19 protein-coding genes and 5 tRNA genes are annotated in these 19,619 nt (G+C 72.6%); 5 read left to right on the plus strand and 19 right to left on the minus strand.

All coding sequences use genetic code 11. The features are described 5' to 3' along the window. Positions 1-57 precede the first annotated feature (57 nt). Both recG and FHX73_RS07770 read right to left on the minus strand, forming a co-directional pair. Complete coding sequence (gene recG / locus FHX73_RS07765) at positions 58-2,262, minus strand: ATP-dependent DNA helicase RecG (protein ID WP_145904282.1); 2,205 nt, start codon at positions 2,260-2,262, stop codon at positions 58-60. A 38-nt stretch (positions 2,263-2,300) separates the two neighbouring features. Further along, positions 2,301-3,920, minus strand: coding sequence for a DAK2 domain-containing protein (locus FHX73_RS07770; RefSeq protein ID WP_145904283.1), 1,620 nt, complete (start codon positions 3,918-3,920; stop codon positions 2,301-2,303). A 309-nt stretch (positions 3,921-4,229) separates the two neighbouring features. Here FHX73_RS07770 and rpmB point away from each other — a divergent pair, with 309 nt between their 5' ends. After that, positions 4,230-4,415, plus strand: coding sequence for a 50S ribosomal protein L28 (gene rpmB / locus FHX73_RS07775; protein WP_035846000.1), 186 nt, complete (start codon positions 4,230-4,232; stop codon positions 4,413-4,415). Positions 4,416-4,500: 85 nt separating this feature from the next. Here rpmB and thiD read toward each other — a convergent pair whose 3' ends face one another. The 3 genes from thiD to FHX73_RS07790 are packed head-to-tail and all read right to left on the minus strand — an operon-like array spanning position 4,501 to position 7,327. After that, on the minus strand, positions 4,501-5,301 hold the full coding sequence (gene thiD, locus FHX73_RS07780) for a bifunctional hydroxymethylpyrimidine kinase/phosphomethylpyrimidine kinase (RefSeq protein WP_145904284.1): 801 nt from the start codon (positions 5,299-5,301) through the stop codon (positions 4,501-4,503). 23 nt (positions 5,302-5,324) lie between these two features. Beyond that, on the minus strand, positions 5,325-6,350 hold the full coding sequence (locus FHX73_RS07785) for an ATP-dependent 6-phosphofructokinase (RefSeq protein ID WP_145904285.1): 1,026 nt from the start codon (positions 6,348-6,350) through the stop codon (positions 5,325-5,327). Positions 6,351-6,361: 11 nt separating this feature from the next. Further along, the gene (locus FHX73_RS07790; protein WP_145904286.1) at positions 6,362-7,327 is read right to left on the minus strand and encodes a thiamine-phosphate kinase; all 966 of its coding nucleotides are present in this window, start codon (positions 7,325-7,327) and stop codon (positions 6,362-6,364) included. Between the two features lie 231 nt (positions 7,328-7,558). Here FHX73_RS07790 and FHX73_RS07795 point away from each other — a divergent pair, with 231 nt between their 5' ends. Then, entirely contained in the window at positions 7,559-7,792 is a 234-nt protein-coding gene (locus FHX73_RS07795) for an Lrp/AsnC family transcriptional regulator (protein ID WP_145904287.1), read from the plus strand. Positions 7,793-7,853: 61 nt separating this feature from the next. Here FHX73_RS07795 and FHX73_RS07800 read toward each other — a convergent pair whose 3' ends face one another. The 3 genes from FHX73_RS07800 to FHX73_RS07810 all read right to left on the minus strand — a co-directional run bounded on the left by FHX73_RS07800 (position 7,854) and on the right by FHX73_RS07810 (position 10,874). Beyond that, a complete protein-coding gene (locus tag FHX73_RS07800; RefSeq protein ID WP_145904288.1) occupies positions 7,854-8,996 on the minus strand; it encodes a D-alanine--D-alanine ligase family protein in 1,143 nt (380 codons plus the stop codon). An 88-nt stretch (positions 8,997-9,084) separates the two neighbouring features. After that, a complete protein-coding gene (locus tag FHX73_RS07805; protein ID WP_145904289.1) occupies positions 9,085-10,089 on the minus strand; it encodes an NAD(P)H-dependent glycerol-3-phosphate dehydrogenase in 1,005 nt (334 codons plus the stop codon). 2 nt (positions 10,090-10,091) lie between these two features. Next, positions 10,092-10,874 carry a lysophospholipid acyltransferase family protein gene (locus FHX73_RS07810; protein ID WP_145904290.1) on the minus strand — a complete coding sequence of 261 codons (783 nt, stop codon included), beginning with the start codon at positions 10,872-10,874 and terminating at the stop codon, positions 10,092-10,094. A gap of 140 nt (positions 10,875-11,014) precedes the next feature. Here FHX73_RS07810 and cofC point away from each other — a divergent pair, with 140 nt between their 5' ends. Both cofC and FHX73_RS46100 read left to right on the plus strand, forming a co-directional pair. Then, positions 11,015-11,680 (plus strand): 2-phospho-L-lactate guanylyltransferase, encoded by a 666-nt coding sequence (cofC, locus tag FHX73_RS07815; protein ID WP_145908142.1) that lies wholly within the window; start codon positions 11,015-11,017, stop codon positions 11,678-11,680. A gap of 35 nt (positions 11,681-11,715) precedes the next feature. Continuing rightward, positions 11,716-11,949 carry a hypothetical protein gene (locus FHX73_RS46100; protein WP_145904291.1) on the plus strand — a complete coding sequence of 78 codons (234 nt, stop codon included), beginning with the start codon at positions 11,716-11,718 and terminating at the stop codon, positions 11,947-11,949. Between the two features lie 145 nt (positions 11,950-12,094). Here the strand turns inward: FHX73_RS46100 and FHX73_RS07825 are convergent, their stop codons facing one another. The 4 genes from FHX73_RS07825 to leuC form a co-directional block, all read right to left on the minus strand. After that, a complete protein-coding gene (locus tag FHX73_RS07825; RefSeq protein WP_145904292.1) occupies positions 12,095-12,772 on the minus strand; it encodes an HU family DNA-binding protein in 678 nt (225 codons plus the stop codon). Between the two features lie 133 nt (positions 12,773-12,905). Beyond that, positions 12,906-13,262: an SCO5555 family protein gene (locus FHX73_RS47635; RefSeq protein ID WP_425461369.1), complete on the minus strand. Its 357-nt coding sequence runs from the start codon at positions 13,260-13,262 to the stop codon at positions 12,906-12,908. A 169-nt stretch (positions 13,263-13,431) separates the two neighbouring features. Further along, positions 13,432-14,028: a 3-isopropylmalate dehydratase small subunit gene (leuD, locus tag FHX73_RS07835; RefSeq protein ID WP_145904293.1), complete on the minus strand. Its 597-nt coding sequence runs from the start codon at positions 14,026-14,028 to the stop codon at positions 13,432-13,434. Positions 14,029-14,032: 4 nt separating this feature from the next. Next, positions 14,033-15,454 (minus strand): 3-isopropylmalate dehydratase large subunit, encoded by a 1,422-nt coding sequence (leuC, locus tag FHX73_RS07840; RefSeq protein WP_145904294.1) that lies wholly within the window; start codon positions 15,452-15,454, stop codon positions 14,033-14,035. A gap of 151 nt (positions 15,455-15,605) precedes the next feature. Between leuC and ndgR the strand changes: the two genes are divergently transcribed. Continuing rightward, positions 15,606-16,319 (plus strand): IclR family transcriptional regulator NdgR, encoded by a 714-nt coding sequence (gene ndgR, locus FHX73_RS07845; RefSeq protein ID WP_145904295.1) that lies wholly within the window; start codon positions 15,606-15,608, stop codon positions 16,317-16,319. A gap of 136 nt (positions 16,320-16,455) precedes the next feature. On the opposite strand, the gene FHX73_RS07850 is transcribed toward ndgR, so the two are convergent. The 7 genes from FHX73_RS07850 to FHX73_RS07880 all read right to left on the minus strand — a co-directional run bounded on the left by FHX73_RS07850 (position 16,456) and on the right by FHX73_RS07880 (position 19,549). Continuing rightward, a tRNA-Gln gene (locus tag FHX73_RS07850) sits at positions 16,456-16,530 on the minus strand. A gap of 42 nt (positions 16,531-16,572) precedes the next feature. After that, positions 16,573-16,645 (minus strand) — tRNA-Glu (locus tag FHX73_RS07855). Positions 16,646-16,697: 52 nt separating this feature from the next. Next, a tRNA-Glu gene (locus FHX73_RS07860) sits at positions 16,698-16,770 on the minus strand. Positions 16,771-16,825: 55 nt separating this feature from the next. Beyond that, positions 16,826-16,898 (minus strand) — tRNA-Glu (locus FHX73_RS07865). 33 nt (positions 16,899-16,931) lie between these two features. Next, positions 16,932-17,003, minus strand: a tRNA-Gln gene (locus FHX73_RS07870). Positions 17,004-17,238: 235 nt separating this feature from the next. After that, the gene (gene gltX, locus FHX73_RS07875) at positions 17,239-18,759 is read right to left on the minus strand and encodes a glutamate--tRNA ligase (protein WP_145904296.1); all 1,521 of its coding nucleotides are present in this window, start codon (positions 18,757-18,759) and stop codon (positions 17,239-17,241) included. After that, complete coding sequence (locus FHX73_RS07880) at positions 18,752-19,549, minus strand: fumarylacetoacetate hydrolase family protein (protein WP_145904297.1); 798 nt, start codon at positions 19,547-19,549, stop codon at positions 18,752-18,754. The genes gltX and FHX73_RS07880 overlap by 8 nt, the downstream gene beginning before the upstream one ends. Positions 19,550-19,619 lie beyond the last annotated feature (70 nt).

Raw genomic sequence — 19,619 nt, forward strand, 5'->3', positions numbered from 1 at the left:
GGAACGCACCTTGAGGTGCGCCCTGAACACCTTCATTCTCTCCTGGAGGTCTGACAGTCAGCCCTTCTCCAGGTACGCCGCGCGCTCCTCGTCGACCAGGCCGGCCAGCTCGGCGCGCAGGTCCTGGTGGTGCGTCAGCTCCGGGTCGTCGGCGACCAGCCGGGCCGCCGCCTCGCGGGCCTCGGCGATCACCTCCTCGTCGTCCAGCACCGAGAGCACCTTCAGCGAGGAGCGCACCCCGGACTGGGCCTGGCCGAGCACGTCGCCCTCCCGGCGCTGCTCCAGGTCGATCCGGGAGAGCGCGAAGCCGTCCAGCGTGCCGGCCACCGCGTCCAGCCGGGCCCGGGCGGCCGAGCCGGCCGGCATCTCGCTGACCAGCAGGCACAGCCCCGGGGCGGTGCCCCGGCCGACCCGGCCGCGCAGCTGGTGCAGCTGGGAGACGCCGAACCGGTCGGCGTCCATGATCACCATGGCGGTGGAGTTGGGCACGTTGACGCCGACCTCGATCACCGTGGTGGCGACCAGCACGTCCACCTGGCCGGCCGCGAACCGGCGCATCACCTCGTCCTTGGCCTCCGGGGCCAGCCGGCCGTGCAGGATCTCCACCCGCAGGCCGGCCAGCGGACCCTTGGCCAGCATCTCGGCGGTCGCCACCACGGCCAGCGGCGGGCGGCGCTCGTCGCTGTCGGCGCCGGCGTCCGCGACCTCCTCCTCGGCCGGCTTGCGCTTCTTCTTCGGGTCCTCCTCCTCGTCGCCGATCCGCGGGCAGACCACGTAGGCCTGGTGGCCCTTGGCCACCTCCTCGCGGACCCGCTCCCAGGCCCGGGCCAGGAAGTTGGGCTTCTCCAGGGCCGGCACCACGTGGCTGGAGATCGGCGAGCGGCCGGCCGGCAGCTGGTCCAGCACCGAGGTCTCCAGGTCGCCGAAGACCGTCATGGCGACGGTGCGCGGGATCGGCGTGGCCGTCATCACCAGCAGGTGCGGCGGCTGCCCGCCCTTGGCCCGCAGCGCGTCCCGCTGCTCCACGCCGAACCGGTGCTGCTCGTCCACCACCACCAGGCCGAGGTCCTGGAACTGCACCTTGTCCTCGATCAGCGCGTGGGTGCCGATGGCGATCCCGGCGTCCCCGCTGGCCATGTCGAGCATCACCTGGCGGCGGGCCGGCACCCCCATCGAGCCGGTCAGCAGCACCACCTTGGTGCCGCCCAGCATCCCGCCGAGCGCCAAGTCCCCCATCATCTCGACGATCGAGCGGTGGTGCTGCTGGGCCAGCACCTCGGTCGGCGCGAGCAGCACCGCCTGCCCGCCCGCGTCCACCACGGCGAGCATCGCGCGCAGCGCCACCAGGGTCTTGCCGGAACCGACCTCGCCCTGCAGCAGCCGGTGCATCGGGTGCTCGCCCGCCAGGTCGGCGAAGACGTCCTGACCCACCTTCTGCTGACCCTCCGTCAGGGTGAACGGCAGCTTGGCGTCGAAGGCCTCCAACAGGCCGCCGCCGCGCACCGGCCGGGGCTTGGCGGGCAGCGCGGCGGCGGCCAGCCGGCGCTGGGCCAGCGCGATCTGCAGCACGAACGCCTCGTCCCACCGCAGCCGCTCCCGGGCCTGCTCCAACTCGGCCTGGTTGCGCGGACGGTGGATCAGCTCCAGGGCCTCGGCCAGCCCGATCAGCCCGCGCTCGGCCCGCAGCTCGGGCGGCAGCGGCTCACCGACGTCCGACAGGTGCTTGTCCAGCGCCGTCTGCACCGCCAGCGCCAGCTTCCAGCTGGGCAGTTGGGAGCTGGCCGGGTAGACCGGGATGAGCCGGCCGGCGAACTGCGCGGCGGTGGCGCCCTGGTCCCCGGAGTCCGAGTCCTCCTGGTCGAGCAGCTGGTAGTCCGGCGAGGCCAGCTGACGGCTGCGGTTGAAGACCCCGACCTTGCCCGCGAACAGGCCCTGGGCGCCCGGGCGCAGCTCCTTCTGCCGCCAGCCCTGGTTGAAGAAGACCAGGGTGAGCCGGCCGCGCCCGTCGGTGACGATCACTTCGAGCCGGTCGCCCTTGCGGCCCCGGAACGGGATCAGCGTGACCTTCTCGATCCGGGCCAGCACGGTGACGTGCTCGTCGATCTCCAGCTCGTCCAGGCTGGTCAGCTGCCCGCGCTCGGCGTACCGGCGCGGGTAGTGGTGCAGCAGGTCGGCCACGGTGTGCAGCTTCAGGCCGTCCGCGAGCGCCTTGGCGGTGCGCGGGCCGACCAGCTTCGTCAGGGGTTCGTCGAGAGCAGCCATCACGCCCTATGGAACACCACCGCGGGGACAGCGCGGCGTCACTCCACCCCGATGAGCAGCGGCGCGCTGCCCGGGCCGCCCGCGAAGACCGCCAGGTCCACCTCCGGGCGCTGGCGCCGCACGTGCGCCACCAGCCGGTCGGCCAGGTCCGCCGGCGCCTCCTCGCCGAGCACCAGGGTGACCAGCTCGCCGCCGGCCGCCAGCATCCGGGCGAGCACCTCGGCGCCGGTCTCGGCGATGCCCGGGCCGATCACCGCCACGTCGCCGTCGATCAGGCCGAGCACGTCACCGGCCTGGCAGACCCCGGCCATGGTCCAGGACTGGCCCTCGGCGACCGCCAGCTCGGCGTACCGGGTGGCGCCGGCCGCGGAGGTCATCGCCACCACGTCCTCGTCGAACCGCCGGCCGGCCTCGTGCACGGCGAGCGCGGCCAGGCCCTGCACCGGCGAGCGGGTGGGCAGCACGGCGATCCGCAGGCCCTCCTCGCGCAGCTGGTCGGCGGCCGCCCCGGCGCCGGCCCGCAGCTCCGGGTCGTTGAGCAGCACGATCACCTCGCGGGCCGCGCAGCGGCGCACCGCCGCGGCCAGTTCGGCGCTGGACGGCGGGGAGTCCGGGTCGGCCGGCAGCACCGCGGAGCCGGCCTCCCGGCAGAGCTCGGCCAGCCCGGCGCCGGTGACCACGCTGAGCACCGCGCGCTCCAGGGCCGGCTCGGCCGCGGGGGCGGCGCCGGCCCGGGCGGCGGCCTCGGCGAAGTGGGTGATCCGGATCCGGTGCGGCCGGCCGGCCTCGACGCCGGCCTCCACGGCGGCGCCCGCGTCGTCCACGTGCACGTGCACGTTCCACAGTCCGTCGCCGCCGCCGATCACCAGCGAGTCGCCGAGTCCGGCCAGCCGGGCGCGCAGTGCGGGCAGCGCACCGTCCGGCGCGTCCAGCAGGTAGATCACCTCGAAGGCGGGGTGGCCGGGCAGCCGGGGCGGCTCCTCGCAGGAGTCCGGGTGGCCGGCCGGCAGGTCCTCGCCGAGCGCCACCGGGCCCATCGGCTCCTGCCCGGACACCGCGTCGGCCAGCGCGCCGAGCACCGCGACCAGGCCGCGCCCGCCGGCGTCCACCACGCCGGCCCGGGCCAGCACGGCGAGCTGCTCGGGGGTGCGCAGCAGGGCGCCACGCGCGGTCCGGTGCGCCGCGTCCGCCACCTCGGCCAGCCCGCCCGGGATCTCGGCGGCCTGCTCGGCGGCCGCCGCGGCCACCGTCAGCAGGGTGCCCTCGACCGGCTCGGCCACCGCCCGGTAGGCAGACTCGGCACCCCTGGTCAGCGCGGCCCGCAGGGCCCGGTGGTCGCCGCCGCGCTCGGCCAGCACCTCGGCCACCCCGCGCAGCAGCTGGGCCAGGATCACCCCGGAGTTGCCCCGGGCGCCGAGCTGGGCGCCGCGGGCCATCGCCCGGACGACCTGCGCCAGGCCGGGCGCGGCCCCGTCGGCGAAGCAGTGCTCGACCGCCTCGGTGGCCGACTCGACGGTGAGGTAGAGGTTGGTCCCGGTGTCCCCGTCCGGCACCGGGTACACGTTGAGCGCGTCGATCTCCTCCCGGGCCTCGCCGAGGGCGGCGAGCGCGAGGCGGCACCAGGTGCGGACGGCGGGGCCGTCGAGGGTGTCGAGCACCGGCTCTCCTCCAGGTGAACGCGGCGGGAACGGTTTACGGGCCTTTCGGGCAGGTTATCCGGGCCCGGGCCCCCGCAACGGGGTGGGTGCACCGGCGCGGACGCCCGGGCGGGGGCGCCCGACCACCGGAGGGATCAAGCAGCCGGTCATGGTAGTTTCGTGGTGGCGGAGCAGTCGTTGTATGCTGCTCCGGTTGCCTGGAACAACCCGGGCTTCCCCCTTGAACCGATCAGGTCCACGCCGAGTGGTCCGGGTGGCTCAGCCGGGGTTATTCGAACGTAAATGATCTGAAGTCTTGGAGTGACTCCTGTGGCTGCCAACTGCGACGTCTGCGGCAAGGGGCCGGGCTTCGGCAACAACATCTCCCACTCGCACCGCCGTACCCGTCGTCGTTGGAACCCCAACATTCAGACGGTGCGCGCTGTGATCGGGCGTACGCCGAAGCGGCTCAACGTGTGCACCTCGTGCATCAAGGCCGGTAAGGTCTCGCGCTGACGCGCAGACCGGTACGCCGGTCCTCTTTCGACAGGGCGGCCCCTCCTCACGGAGCGGCCGCCCTGTCGCTTTTCCCGCCCCGGTGCTACGGGCGCAGCCGCCAGGCGTGGTCCACCGGGCCGATGCCGCCGCCGAGCGCGAAGCCGGCCGCGATCGCGCCGGTCACGTAGTCCTTGGCCGCCGCCACCGCCTGCGGCATCGGCAGGCCCTTGGCCAGCTCGGCGGCGATCGCGCTGGCCAGCGTGCAGCCGGTGCCGTGGGTGTGCCGGTTGTCGTGCCGGGGCGCCCGGAACCAGTGCTCCTCGCCGTCCCGCCCGACCAGCAGGTCGGCCGGCTCCCCGGCCAGGTGGCCGCCCTTGACCAGCACCCAGCGCGGGCCGAACTCCAGCAGCGCGTCGGCGGCCGGGCGCATCTCGCCCTCCTCCAGCACGGTGATGCCGGTGAGTTGCGCCACCTCGTGCAGGTTGGGGGTGGCCAGGGTGGCGTGCGGCAGCAGCAGCTCGCGCACGGTGGCGACGGCCTCGGCGGCGAGCAGCGCGTCGCCGTGCTTGGAGACGCCGACCGGGTCGACCACGACCGGGGCCGGGCAGTCGGCGAGCAGTTCGGCCACCGTGGCGACCAGCTCGACCGAGGCGAGCATGCCGGTCTTCACCGCCTGCACCCCGATGTCGTCCACCACGCTGCGGTACTGCGCCCGGACCGCCTCGGCGGGCAGCTCCCAGTAGCCCTGGACGCCCAGCGAGTTCTGCGCGGTGACGGCGGTGATCACGCTCATCCCGTGCGTGCCGAGGGCCAGCATGGTCTTGAGGTCGGCCTGGATGCCGGCCCCGCCGCCGGAGTCGGAGCCGGCGATGGTGAGGACGCGAGGGGGTGCTTCTGCGGACATGGGCCAAACCTATCGGTCCGGTCTCAGAGCACGGCCTCGGACTCGGCCCACTGGGCGGCCGGCACGGTCTTCAGCCGGGTGACCGCGTCGGCGATCGGGGCGAGCACGATCTCGGTCCCGCGCAGCGCGGTGAAGTGCCCGAACGCGCCCTTGTGCACGGCCTCCACGGCGTGCCAGCCGAACCGGCTGGCCAGCACCCGGTCGCGGGCGGTCGGGGTGCCGCCGCGCTGGACGTGGCCGAGGATCACCGGGCGGGCCTCCTTGCCGAGCAGGTCCTCCAGTTCGGCGGCCAGCCGGGTGCCGATCCCGCCGAAGGTGCGGTGGCCGAACTGGTCCACCCCGCCGTGGTCGAAGCGCAGCGTGCCGGGCATCGGCTCGGCGCCCTCGGCCACCGCGATGATGGCGAACTTCTTGCCCCGGGCGAACCGTTCCTCGATCATCCGGGCCACCGCCTCGATGTCGAAGGGCTTCTCCGGGATCAGGATGCCGTGCGCGCCGCCGGCCATCCCGGCGGTCAGGGTGATCCAGCCGGTGTGGCGGCCCATCAGCTCGACCACCATCACCCGCTGGTGCGACTCGGCGGTGGTCTTCAGCCGGTCGATCGCCTCGGTGGCCACGTGCACCGCGGTGTCGAAGCCGAAGGTGACGTCGGTCGCGTCGATGTCGTTGTCGATGGTCTTGGGCACGCCGACCACCGGCAGGCCGGCGGTGCTGAACCGCTGCGCGGCGGCCAGGGTGCCCTCGCCGCCGATGGCGATCAGCGCGTCCAGGCCGAGCCGGCCGGCGAGTTCACCGGCGTGGTCCACGGCCCACTGGATCTTCTCCCGGTGCACCCGGGCCGAGCCCAGGATGGTGCCGCCGAGGGTGAGCAGGCCGGTGACGTCGTCGTGGCCGACCACCCGGGCCCGGCCCTCGATCAGGCCGAGGAAGCCGTCCTCGATGCCGAGGATCTCGTCCCCGTGCACGTCCTGACCGCGGTGCACGACCGATCTGATCACGGCGTTGAGCCCGGGACAGTCGCCACCGCTGGTCAGCACACCGATTCGCATGGTCACCAAGGCTACTCGGCGAAGTGGTCCCAGCCGGCCGTCCGATCCCAGGGCGCGCCGTCCACGGTGACCCGGCCGCGGGCGCCGGCGCGGGCCGGTCCGACCACGTTGCCGACCACCCGCCAGCGGGCCGGCAGCTGCGCGCTGGCCGGGAAGGTGGCCGCGATCGCGTGGTCCTCGCCGCCGGAGAGCACCCAGACCAGCGGGTCGACCCCGACCGCCTGCCCGATGTCGGCCATCTGCGCCGGCACGTCGAAGTCGGCGGCCCGCAGGTCGATGTCGACCCCGCTGGCGGCGGCGACGTGGCCGAGGTCGGCGACCAGCCCGTCGCTGACGTCCACCATCGCGGTGGCGCCGAGCTCGCTGGCGGCCGGGCCAGCGTGGTACGGCGGTTCGGGGCGGCGGTGCGCCTCGACGAAGGCCCGCGGCGAGCGGAAGCCCCGGGCCAGCACGGTCAGGCCGGCGGCCGACCAGCCGAGCCAGCCGGTGACCGCGACCACGTCGCCCGGCTGCGCGCCGGAGCGGGTGACCGGGGCGCGGCCCTGGAGGTCGCCGAGCGCGGTGATGGCCAGCGTGATGGTGTCGCCGCGCACCACGTCGCCGCCGACCACCGCGGCGCCGGCCACCTGGCACTCGTCCCGCAGACCGTCCATCAGTTCGGTGGCCCAGGTGGTGGGCAGGTCGGCCGGGACGACCAGGCCGAGCAGTATCGCGGTCGGCACGGCGCCCATCGCGGCGATGTCGGCGAGGTTCTGCGCGGCGGACTTGCGGCCCACGTCGTAGGCGGTGGACCAGTCCCGCCGGAAGTGGCGGCCCTCGATCAGCACGTCGGTGGTGGCCACCACCCGGCTGTCGGGGGCCCGCACCACGGCGGCGTCGTCGCCGGGGCCGAGCTCCACCGCCGGGGTGAGCGGGAGCCGGGCGGTGAGTTCCCGGATGAGGCCGAACTCGCCCAGCTCGCCCACGGTCCCCTGCATCTGCCGTCCTCTCGCCCTCGCGGTCAGGTCGCGCAACGCGCATCCCGCGCGAAGCGTACGCCCCCGCCGGGGCGGTGGGTCTCCCCTCCCGGGGCCGGGGCGCGGTAGCGTGGTGATCCAGTCTTCCCCCCAACCGCGCCCCGGGCCCCGATCCCACCCCCCGCCCGGGCGCGCCGCACGTGTTCACCCGGCAGTCGTGCAGCACCACCCCCAGCCGCAGGGAGGTCCTCCGTGGTACAGGCATACATCCTGATCCAGACCGAAGTGGGCAAGGCCACCGCCGTGGCCGAGACCATCGCCGAGATCGACGGCGTGGTCACGGCCGAGGACGTGACCGGCCCCTACGACGTGATCGTGCGGGCCGAGGCGCAGAGCGTCGACGAGCTCGGCAAGCTCGTGGTGGCCCGGATCCAGGCCGTCGATGGCATCACCCGGACCCTGACCTGCCCAGTGGTCCACATCTAGGCGCAACTGACGAAGCGCCGCACCCGATGCCGGGTGCGGCGCTTCGTCAGTTGGCGAGGGGTCAGCGCAGCCCGGTCGAGCGGCGCAGCGCGGCCTGCAGCAGACGGTCGATCAGCTCGGCGTAGGGCACGCCGGTGGCCTCCCACATCTTCGGGTAGGCCGAGATCGGGGTGAAGCCGGGCAGCGTGTTGACCTCGTTGACCACCCAGCGGCCGTCGTCCAGCAGGAAGAAGTCCACCCGGGCCAGGCCCTCGCAGCCGAGCGCCTCGAAGGCGGCGACCGCCTGGCGGCGGATCTCGGCGGTGTGCTCCTCGCCCAGCTCGGCCGGGATCCGCACCTCGGAGGAGTCGATGTACTTGGCCTCGAAGTCGTAGAACTCGTAGCCCTCGCCGACCAGCACCTCGGCCGGCAGGCTGGCCCGCGGCCCGTCCTCGAACTCCAGTACGCCGCACTCGATCTCGCGGCCGGAGAGCATCGCCTCGACGATCACCTTGGGGTCGTGCCGGCGGGCCTCGGCGATCGCGCCGTCCAGCTCGGCCAGGTCCTTGACCTTGGTGATGCCGATGCTGGAGCCGGCCCGGCAGGGCTTGACGAAGACCGGCAGGCCGAGCTCCGCGATCCGCGCCCGGGCGGCCTCGCGGCCCTGCTCGCTCTCCCAGTCCCGCGGCCGCACCACGGTGTAGGGGCCGATGCCGATGCCGAAGGACTCCAGCACCCGCTTGGTGTACTCCTTGTCCATGCCGACCGCGCTGGCCAGTACGCCGGAGCCGACGTACGGCACCCCGGAGAGCTCCAGCAGGCCCTGCAGGGTGCCGTCCTCGCCCCACGGTCCGTGCAGCAGCGGCAGCACCACGTCGACCTCGCCGAGCACCTTGGGCGCGGCGCCCGGCTCGGTCCAGACCACCTCGCGGCTGACCGGGCTGGCCGGCAGCGCGAGCTGACCCTCGGTCGACTCGGCGACCTGCTCCACCTGGGGCATCCGGCCGCCGGCGATGGCCATCCGGTCGGGCTCGTCACTGACCAGGGCCCAGCGGCCCTCGCTGGTGATGCCGACCGGCAGCACCTCGTAGCGGTCACGGTCGATCGCCCGCAGCACGCTGGCCGCGGTCACCACGGAGACCCCGTGCTCGGAGGAGCGGCCGCCGAAGACGATCGCGACGCGCGGCTTGGCCGCCTGACCCGGGGAGTGCGATTCGATGCTCATATCGGGGTTGAGACTACCGTGCGGGTTCTCCGGTTCCACGGATGCCGCCGCGCTCCCCGTCGCCGCGGGCGCTACCGCCGCCTGGCCGTCACCGTCGTTCGGGCTTGGCGGAGCGGCCCATCAGGTCCTTCAGCACGGCCTGGGTCGGCTTGCCGTTGTGCACCACGTCGACCACCGCCTCGACGATCGGCATGTCCACCCCGTTGCGCCGGGCCAGGTCCAGCACCGACTCGCAGGACTTCACGCCCTCCGCGGTCTGCTTGGTGGCCGCGATGGTCTGCTCCAGGGTCATCCCCCGGCCCAGGTTGACGCCGAAGGTGTGGTTGCGGCTGAGCGGCGAGGAGCAGGTGGCGATCAGGTCGCCCATCCCGGCCAGCCCGGCGAAGGTCAGCGGGTCGGCGCCGAGCGCCACGCCGAGCCGGGTGATCTCGGCCAGCCCGCGGGTCATCAGGGTGGCCTTGGTGTTGTCGCCCAGGCCCATCCCGTCGGCCATCCCGACGGCCAGGCCGATCACGTTCTTGACCGCGCCGCCGAGCTCGCAACCGATCACGTCGGTGTTGGTGTACGGGCGGAAGTACGGTGTGTGGCAGGCCTGCTGGAGCCGGCGCGCGACCTCCTCGTCGGCGCAGGCGACCACGCTGGCGGCGGGCTGCCGCTTGGCGATCTCCGGGGCCAGGTTGGGTCCGGAGACCACCGCGACCCGCTCCTCGCCGACTCCGGCGACCTCCCGGATCACCTCGGTCATCCGCTTGGCGGTGCCGAGTTCGATGCCCTTCATCAGCGAGACCAGCACGGTGTTCCCGCCGAGCAGCGGGGCCCAGGCGGCCAGGTTCTGACGGAGCGTCTGGGACGGCACGGCGAGCACCGCGAAGTCGGCGCCGGCCAGCGCCTCGGCCGGGTCGGTGGTCGGGGTGATCGCCTCCGGCAGCTCGATCCCGGGCAGGTACTCGGGGTTGGTGCGGGTGGCGGCGATGGTGTCCACCAGTTCCTTGCGGCGGCCCCAGAGCGCGACCTCGCAGCCGGCGTCGGCCAGGATCATCGCGAACGGGGTGCCCCAGGAGCCGGTTCCGAAAACGGCGCAGCGGGTGGTCATCTCTACTCGGCCTCCTCGCCGGTCTTCTTCTTGCCGGCCCGGGCCTTGCGCAGGTCGTAGCGCTCGGCGGGGGCCTCCTCACCGCGGATCAGCGCCAGCTGGGCGGTGATCGCGGCGGTGATCTCGTCGGTCGCCTCGCGCAGCACCTGGCTGGTCAGCTCCTTGCCCTCGAACCGGCTCAGGTCCACCGGCGGGCCGGCCTGCACCACCACCCGGCGGCGCGGGCGCAGGCTCACCTTCGCCTTGACCCCGCCCAGGCCCCGGCCGTACGGCGGCACGATCTCGTGCGCGCCCCAGTGGGCCACCGGGATGACCGGCTTGCCGGTCATCAGCGCCACCCGGGCGACGCCGCTCTTGCCCGTCATCGGCCACAGCTGCGGGTCCCGAGTGATCGTTCCTTCCGGGTAGAACTGGACCACCTGGCCGCCGTCGATCGCGGCGATGGCGGCCCGGAAGGCCTGCGCGGCGTCGGCCGAGTCGCGGTAGACCGGAATCTGGCCGGTCTTGCCGAGCATGAATCCGATGAACGGCACCTTGAAGAGCGAGGACTTCGCCAGGATCCGCGGCGGGCGACCGCTGTTGTACTGGAAGTGGGCGTACACCAGCGGGTCGATCGCCGAGTTGTGGTTCACCGCGGTGATGAACCCGCCCTCCTCGGGGAAGTTCTCCCAGCCGTGCCACTCGGGCTTGACCAGCACTGTCAGCACCGGCTTCACGAGGACCGCGGCGAAGCGGTACCAGACTCCGTAGTCCGCGTTGCCGAATCCGTACGAGCGGCGGGCCACCCCAGGTCCTCCTCGTGTGCTGCGGCACTTCCGGGTGCCGCGTGTGCGGGCTGAATTGGTCACTACCGCCGGTCATCCTCGCACGGGGGTGCCCTGGCGACCGCCGACGGGCCGACGCGACAATGACGCTGATGACGCCGATGACCCAGCACACCGTACGCCCCCTCAGCCCCAGGTCCCCGTCCTGGAGCCTGGTCCTGCCGGTGAAACAGTTGCAGCGGGCCAAGACCCGGCTGGCCCCGTTCGCCGGGGCGCACCGCCCGCGGCTGGCGCTGGCGTTCGCGCTGGACACCGTGTCGGCCGCACTGGACTGCCCGGCGGTGGCCCGGGTGCTGGTGGTGTGCCAGGACGCCCGGGCCGGCGCGGCGCTGGCCTCGCTGGGCGCCCTGGTGCTGGCCGACGAACCGGGCGGCGGGCTCAACGACGCGCTGTCGCACGGCGCCGCCCACGCGCGACGGCTGCACCCCGACGCGCCCCTGGCCGTGCTCTCGGCGGACCTGCCGGCCCTGCGTCCGGCCGAACTCGCCCGGGTGCTGGGCGCGGTGCCGGCCGCGGGGCGCGCGTTCCTGGCGGACGCTCCGGGGATCGGCACCACGCTGCTGGCCTGCTCCCCCGGCCGGCCGCTGGCCCCGGCCTTCGGCGGCGCCTCCCGGCAGCGGCACGCGGCCGGCGGCGCGACCGAACTGGCCCTGCCCGACGTGCCGTCGGTGCGCCGGGACGTGGACACGGCGGACGACCTGGCCGAGGCGCTGGCACTCGGCGTGGGCCCGCACACCCGGGCGGTGGCCGCCGCGATGGCGCGCTGAGCTCCTCCAGGACCGACCGGTCTAAGCTTCTGGGCATGCAGGCCACCGCGTTCACCTTCGACCCCGACACCCGGGCGGGCTCCGTGCTGCTCGACGACGGCACTCCGGTGCCGTTCGACGCCGCCGCCTTCGACGCGGGCGGCCTGCGGCTGCTCCGGCCCGGCCAGCGGGTGCGGATCCGCACCGAGGGCAGCGGCGAGGCGCGCCGGGTGGTCTTCGTCACGCTGCAGACCTTCCCCGACCCGCAGCAGGACGCCCCGCCGGCCTGACGGCTGACGTCGCGTCAGTCCCCGCACGGCACCACCCGGAGACGACAGCGCCGCGGCGGCCCTCCCCTGGATCGGGGACGGGCCGCCGCGGCGGTTCTGCTCTGACCTGCCACCAGGCGCCCCCTGCGGGGCACCTGACCGTGCGTTACTTCGCGGCGGTCTTGCGCGCGGTGGTCTTGCGCGTGGTGGTCTTCTTCGCCGGGGCGGTCTTCTTGGCAGCCGTGGTCTTGGCGGCCGCCGCCTTGGCGGTGGTGGTCTTCTTCGCCGCGGTGGTCTTCGCGGTGGTGGCCTTCTTGGTGGCCGTGGTGGCCTTCTTCGCCGCGGTGGTCTTCGCGGTGGTGGCCTTCTTGGCAGCCGTGGTCTTGGCGGCGGTGGCCTTGACCGCGGTGGCCTTCTTGGCAGCGGCCTTCTTCGCCGGGGCGGCCTCGGCGGCCGCGGCGGCGCGCTTGGTGGCAGCGCGCTTGGTGGCAGCGGTCACACCGCTCTTGCCCGGGGTCAGCGAGCCCTTGGGGGCCTTCTTGACCGACGGGCCGTCCTTCGGGAGCTTCTTGCTGCCGCTGACCAGGTCCTTGAAGCCCTGGCCGGGGCGGAAGCGCGGCACCGAGGTCTTCTTGACCTTGACGCGCTCACCGGTCTGCGGGTTGCGGGCGAAGCGCGCGGAGCGCTCCACCTTCTCGAAGGTGCCGAAACCGGTGACCGAGACACGGTCCCCGGCCACGACGGCACGCACCATGGTGTCGAGCACTGCGTCGACGGCCTCTGCGGCAGCCTTGCGACCACCCAGCTGCTCGGCCACCGCTTCGACAAGCTGAGCCTTGTTCACGTCTTCCCCTTCAGAAACGGGCGCCGGATGATTCCATCCGTTCAATTCGCACGTTAGGCATGTATTTGCGGACTTTCAATTACCAAACGCGCGAATCACCCTAGTGTCGCAATGGATTTGCGCGTCCGTGACCTCAGCCGAGGGGCGGTCGCCCCTCGTCGAGGTCCTGCACAAAGCGGGTCAACCGCCGTGCCGCCTCCGGGAGATCGCGCTTGGCGGTCTCGGTGACGATCAGCAGTTGCCGGGCGAGAGCGGTCTTTGCTTCAGCGGACACGTGGAGCGCGTGCACGCGGGCGTGAGCCTGCTTCAACCGCTCTGCCACAAGCGCGTAGAGCGCTGCGACTTCCGGGTCGTCCGGCACCTCGTCGACGGGGTCGACCGAGGCCTCGTTGTCCAGCCGATCGTCAATTCGACTCTCGGGATCCCGGGCCACGAACTCCGATGACGCGGGATCGCCGCCCGCGTACGGAGGTTCATGGTGCCGGTGCATGCTCTGATTGTGCCATCAACTCGGAGTTGCGACGCGCGGACCCCGTCTTCCGGCAAATCGACGCGGTATCCGGGGGCCACTCCTGACCCCGTGTGAGGAGTGAACTCCCCCCCGCTACGACCGATGGCCCGTCCCCCGGGAAGGGGACGGGCCATCGGATTGCGCTCGGTCAGGCGACCGGCTGGGTGCGGGGCTTGAAGCTCGGCCGGGCCGACTCGAACGCGTCGATGTCATCAGCGTTCTGCAGCGTGATGCTGATGTCGTCCAGTCCGTTGAGCAGTCGCCAACGCAGGTTCTCGTCCAGTTCGAACGGCGCGTTCACACCCTCCGCGCGCACCTCGCGCGCTTGGAGGTCGACGGTGATCTCGGCGGTCGGGTCGGCCTCGGTGAGCGCCCACAGCTGATCCACCGTCTCCTGCGGGAGCACCACGGTCAGCAGGCCGTTCTTCAGCGAGTTGCCGCGGAAGATATCGGCGAATCGCGAGGAGATCACGGCCTGGAAGCCGTAGTTCTGCAGCGCCCAGACGGCGTGCTCGCGGGACGATCCGGTGCCGAACTCCGGTCCGGCGACCAGCACGGTCGCCCCCCGCCGCTCGGGCCGGTTCAGGATGAACGACTCGTCCTTGCGCCAGGCTTCGAACAGGCCGTCCTCGAAACCCGAGCGGGTGACCTTCTTGAGCCAATGGGCGGGGATGATCTGGTCGGTGTCCACATTGCTGCGGCGCAGCGGAACGGCCCGGCCGGTGTGGGTGGTGAACTTCTCCATCGGGTCAGACCTCCGCGGGAACGTTGTTCGACAGATCGGCCGGTGCTGCCAGGTGGCCGAGCACCGCGGTGGCCGCGGCCACCTGCGGCGAGACCAGGTGGGTGCGGCCGCCCTTGCCCTGCCGGCCCTCGAAGTTGCGGTTCGAGGTGGAGGCGCAACGCTCGCCCGGGGCCAGCTGGTCCGGGTTCATGCCCAGGCACATCGAGCAGCCGGCGTGCCGCCACTCGGCGCCGGCGGCGGTGAAGACCTTGTCCAGGCCCTCCTCGACCGCCTGCAGGGCGACCCGCACCGAGCCCGGCACGACCAGCATCCGGACGCCCTCGGCGACCTGACGACCCTCCAGGATCGCCGCGGCGGCCCGCAGGTCCTCGATCCGGCCGTTGGTGCAGGAGCCGACGAAGACCGCGTCCACGGCGACCTCGCGCAGGGGGGTGCCCGGGGTCAGGCCCATGTAGGCCAGCGCGTTCTCGGCGGCGGTGCGCTCCTGCGGGTCCGCGTAGTCCGCCGGGTCCGGCACCGAGGCGCCGAGCGGCGCGCCCTGGCCCGGGTTGGTGCCCCAGGTGACGAACGGGGTCAGCTCGGTGGCGTCGATGAACACCTCGGCGTCGAAGACCGCGTCCTCGTCGGTGGCCAGGGTGCTCCAGTACTCGACGGCGGCGTCCCAGTCCGCGCCCTGCGGGGCGTGCGGGCGCCCCTCCAGGTAGTCGAAGGTGGTCTGGTCCGGGGCGATCATGCCGGCCCGGGCGCCCGCCTCGATGGACATGTTGCAAATGGTCATCCGGGCCTCCATGGAGAGGTTCCGGATCGCCGAGCCGCGGTACTCCAGGACGTAGCCCTGGCCGCCGCCGGTGCCGATCCTGGCGATGATCGCCAGGATCAGGTCCTTCGCGGTGACGCCCTCGGGCAGTTCGCCCTCGACGGTGATCGCCATGGTCTTGAACGGCGCCAGCGGCAGCGTCTGGGTGGCCAGCACGTGCTCGACCTGGCTGGTGCCGATGCCGAAGGCCAGCGCGCCGAACGCGCCGTGGGTGGAGGTGTGGGAGTCGCCACAGACCACGGTGGTGCCGGGCTGGGTCAGTCCCAGCTGCGGTCCCACCACGTGGACCACGCCCTGCTCGACGTCGCCCAGCGAGTGGATCCGGACGCCGAACTCGGCCGCATTGCGGCGCAGGGTCTCCAGCTGCACCTTGGAGACCGGGTCCGCGATCGGCTTGTCGATGTCCAGGGTCGGGGTGTTGTGGTCCTCGGTCGCGATCGTGAGGTCGGTCCGGCGAACCTTGCGACCGGCCAGCCGGAGCCCGTCGAAGGCCTGCGGGCTGGTCACCTCGTGCAGCAGGTGCAGGTCGATGTAGAGCAGGTCGGGCTCGCCCTCGGCGCGCCGGACGACGTGGTCGTCCCAGACCTTCTCTGCCAGTGTCCGTCCCATCGCGTTCCCTCCAGCCGGCCGCTCTGCCGGCCTGATTGTGGTCGTGGGGTGCCCGTTCCCCGGGGGTTTGTCCGGGGCTCTCCATCCAGGGTGGCGGTTTTCTGGCGAGATTGAACTTGCGTCTCGCCCACTGAGACTGCAGTATCGGCGTATGGACAACACTAGCGGCGTCGGCGTTCTCGACAAGGCCGCTCTGGTGCTCAGCGCACTGGAGTCGGGCCCCGCCACGTTGGCGGGGCTGGTCGCCGCCACCGGTCTGGCGCGGCCCACGGCCCACCGACTCGCCGTCGCACTCGAACACCACCGCCTGGTCACCAGGGACATGCAGGGCCGGTTCATCCTCGGCCCCCGACTTGCCGAACTCTCCGCCGCGGCGGGCGAGGACCGGCTGCTCGCCACCGCGGGCCCGGTCCTGACCCACCTGCGCGACGTCACCGGCGAGAGCGCACAGCTCTACCGCCGGCAGGGCGAGATGCGGATCTGCGTCGCCGCCGCCGAGCGGCTCTCCGGCCTGCGGGACACCGTCCCGGTCGGCAGCACCCTGCCGATGAAGGCCGGCTCGGCCGCCCAGGTCCTGCTCGCCTGGGAGGAGCCGGAACGGCTGCACCGCGGCCTGCAGGGCGCCCGGTTCACCGCCACCGCGCTGAGCGGCGTGCGCCGCCGCGGCTGGGCCCAGTCGATCGGCGAGCGGGAGCCGGGCGTGGCCTCCGTCTCCGCGCCGGTCCGCGGGCCCTCCAACCGCGTGGTGGCCGCCGTCTCGGTCTCCGGCCCGATCGAGCGCCTCACCCGCCACCCGGGCCGGCTGCACGCCCAGGCCATCGTCGAGGCCGCCAACCGACTCAGCGAGGCCCTGCGCCGCGCCTGACCCCGTCTCCGGGCCGCGCACCGAAACACCCCGGTGCGCGGCCCCTTCCAATTCCAGCGGAAAGACCTTTCCGGCGGAACGGAAAAGGGCCTGGAAAACACGAAAGCCCCCGGATCTCCGGAGGCTTCTCAACAACTGGCTGGGGTACCAGGACTCGAACCTAGACTAAATGAACCAGAATCACTCGTGCTGCCAATTACACCATACCCCATAGCAATCAGCCGATGGCTGTCACCATCGGCTGATCCGCTCGTACCCCCGACCGGATTCGAACCGGCGCTACTGCCGTGAGAGGGCAGCGTGCTAGGCCGCTACACAACGGGGGCTTCCCTGCGATGCGGGACGAGTCCCGCACTGCGTTGTACTGCTGGTACTGCGTACCCCCGACCGGATTCGAACCGGCGCTACTGCCGTGAGAGGGCAGCGTGCTAGGCCGCTACACAACGGGGGCTCCTGCTATGCAATTGATCGTGCAACTTGCATTGCGTGGTACTGCTGGTACTGCGTACCCCCGACCGGATTCGAACCGGCGCTACTGCCGTGAGAGGGCAGCGTGCTAGGCCGCTACACAACGGGGGCTTGCTGATTCCCGCATCGCTGCGGGTTACTGCGCTGGGGTACCAGGACTCGAACCTAGACTAAATGAACCAGAATCACTCGTGCTGCCAATTACACCATACCCCATCAGAACGCAACCCCTGACGGGGTCTTGCTCGGATGTTTCGCACCGCTGGTCCGTGGGGCGGTTACTGGCGAGGTCTCTGGTCCCTCTCCGTTGCCCTCCCGGGCGGCGCAGAAAGAACATTACCCGACGCCTGGCCCGGCTCCAAAATCGATAACCGCAGGCAGGCCGGGGAAGGCCGCGGGCCCGCTCCCGGCGAGGTGCCGGGGGCGGGCCCGCGGGGTGGATCCGTGCGGCTCAGGCGGCCGGCAGGGCGTCCAGGGCGGAGCGCAGACGGCGCAGCGTCTCGGACCGGCCGAGCAGCTCCATCGACTCGAAGAGCGGCGGGGAGATGCGGCGGCCGGTGACCGCCACCCGCAGCGGGGTGAAGGCGAACTTGGGCTTGATGCCCAGGCCGTCCACCAGCGCCTCGCGCAGCGCCGCCTGGATCGGCTCCGGGGTGAAGTCCGCCAGCTCCTCCAGCGCCTTCACGCTGGCCTCCAGCACCGGGCGGGAGTCGGCGGTGAGCGCCTTGGCGGCGTCGGCCGGGTCGACCGCGAAGGCGGCCGGGTCGACGAAGAGGAAGCCGAGCATGTCGGTGACCTCGGAGAGCACCACCATCCGCTCCTGGGTGAGCGGGGCGGCCTTGCGCAGCAGGTCGAGCTGGGCGGCGCTCGGCTCGGCCGGCAGCAGGCCGGGGGCCTGCAGGTACGGGACCAGGCGCTGCACGAAGTCCTCCGGCTCCAGCAGCCGCAGGTGGTCCGCGTTGATCGACTCGGCCTTCTTCAGGTCGAACCGGGCCGGGTTGGCGTTCACCTTGGCGATGTCGAAGGCCTCGACCAGCTCCGCCATGGAGAACCGGTCGCGGTCCTCGGACAGCGACCAGCCCAGCAGGGCCAGGTAGTTGAGCAGGCCCTCGGGCAGGAAGCCGCGCTCCCGGTAGAGGTTGAGGTTGGCCTGCGGGTCGCGCTTGGAGAGCTTCTTGTTGCCCTCGCCCATCACGTACGGCAGGTGGCCGAACCGCGGGGTGGTGCCGTTGCCCACGCCGATCTCGGCCAGCGCGGCGTAGAGCGCGATCTGACGCGGCGTCGAGGAGAGCAGGTCCTCGCCGCGCAGCACGTGGGTGATGCCCATCAGGGCGTCGTCCACCGGGTTGACCAGGGTGTAGAGCGGGGCGCCGTTGGCCCGGACGATGCCGTAGTCCGGCACGTCCTTGGCCTCGAAGGTGACGGTGCCGCGGACCAGGTCCTCGAAGGTGAGCGCGTGGTCGGGCATCCGGAACCGCAGGATCGGCTGGCGGCCCTCGGCCCGGTAGATCGCCTTCTGCTCGTCGGTCAGGGTGCGGCACAGGCCGTCGTAGCCGGAGGGCCGGCCGGCGGCGCGGGCCGCCTCGCGGCGGGCGTCCAGCTCCTCGGTGGTGCAGAAGCACTCGTAGGCGTGGCCGGCCTCGTGCAGCCGGCAGGCCACGTCGGCGTAGATGTCCATCCGCTGGGACTGCCGGTAGGGCTCGTGCGGGCCGCCGACCTCGGGACCCTCGTCCCAGTCGAAGCCGAGCCAGCGCATCGCGTCCAGCAGTTGGCCGTACGACTCCTCGGAGTCGCGGGCCGCGTCGGTGTCCTCGATCCGGAACACCAGGGTGCCGCCGTTGTGCCGGGCGAAGGCCCAGTTGAACAACGCGGTGCGGACCAGGCCGACGTGCGGGTTCCCGGTCGGGGAGGGACAGAAGCGGACCCGGACGTCCGGGTTGGCCGCGGTGGAGCCGGTGCTTACTTCAGCCACGCTTGATCACCTTGTTGGCGAGAGTGCCGATGCCTTCGACGGAGACGGCGACCTCGTCGCCGACGTTGAGGGGTCCGACACCCGCGGGGGTGCCGGTGAGGATGACGTCGCCCGGGAGCAGCGTCATGGCCTCGGAGATGTGCGCGATGAGCTCGGGGATGCCGCGGACCATCAACGAGGTGCGCCCGGCCTGGCGCAGCTCGCCGTTGACCGTGCAGGTGATGGCCAGGTCCGCCGGGTCGAGGTCGGTCTCGATCCACGGGCCCAGCGGGCAGGCCGTGTCGAAGCCCTTCGCCCGGGCCCACTGGCCCTCGCGCTGCTGCACGTCGCGGGCGGTGACGTCGTTGGCGCAGGTGTAGCCGAAGACCACCTCGGGCACCCGGTCCACCGGCACCTCGCGGCACATCCGGCCGATCACCACGGCCAGTTCGGCCTCGTGCTGCAGGTCGCTGGTGAACGGCGGGTAGGCGATCGCCTCGGTCGGGCCGATCACCGAGGTGGAGGGCTTGAAGAAGGTCAGCGGCACGTCCGGGACCTGGTTGCCGAGCTCGGCCGCGTGCGCGGCGTAGTTGCGGCCGACCGCCACCACCTTGCTGGGCAGCATCGGGCTGAGCAGCCGGACCCGGGAGAGCGGGTGGCTCTCACCGGTCGGCTCGGCCGCGCCGAACGGGTGCCCGGCGAGCGTGTGCACCACCAGCGAGTCGGGTTGGTCGGCGTCGCCCTCGACCACGCCGAAGGAGACGCTGCCCGCGGCCGCTCCTTCACGAACTGAGAATCTCGCGATACGCACGCTGGGCGACCTTTCGGGGTGCTGGGCCGGTTCCGCTCCAGGCTATCGCCCGGGAAACGGCCGGGGGCGC

Source organism: Kitasatospora viridis, from assembly GCF_007829815.1.
Taxonomy (GTDB): Bacteria; Actinomycetota; Actinomycetes; order Streptomycetales; family Streptomycetaceae; genus Kitasatospora; species Kitasatospora viridis.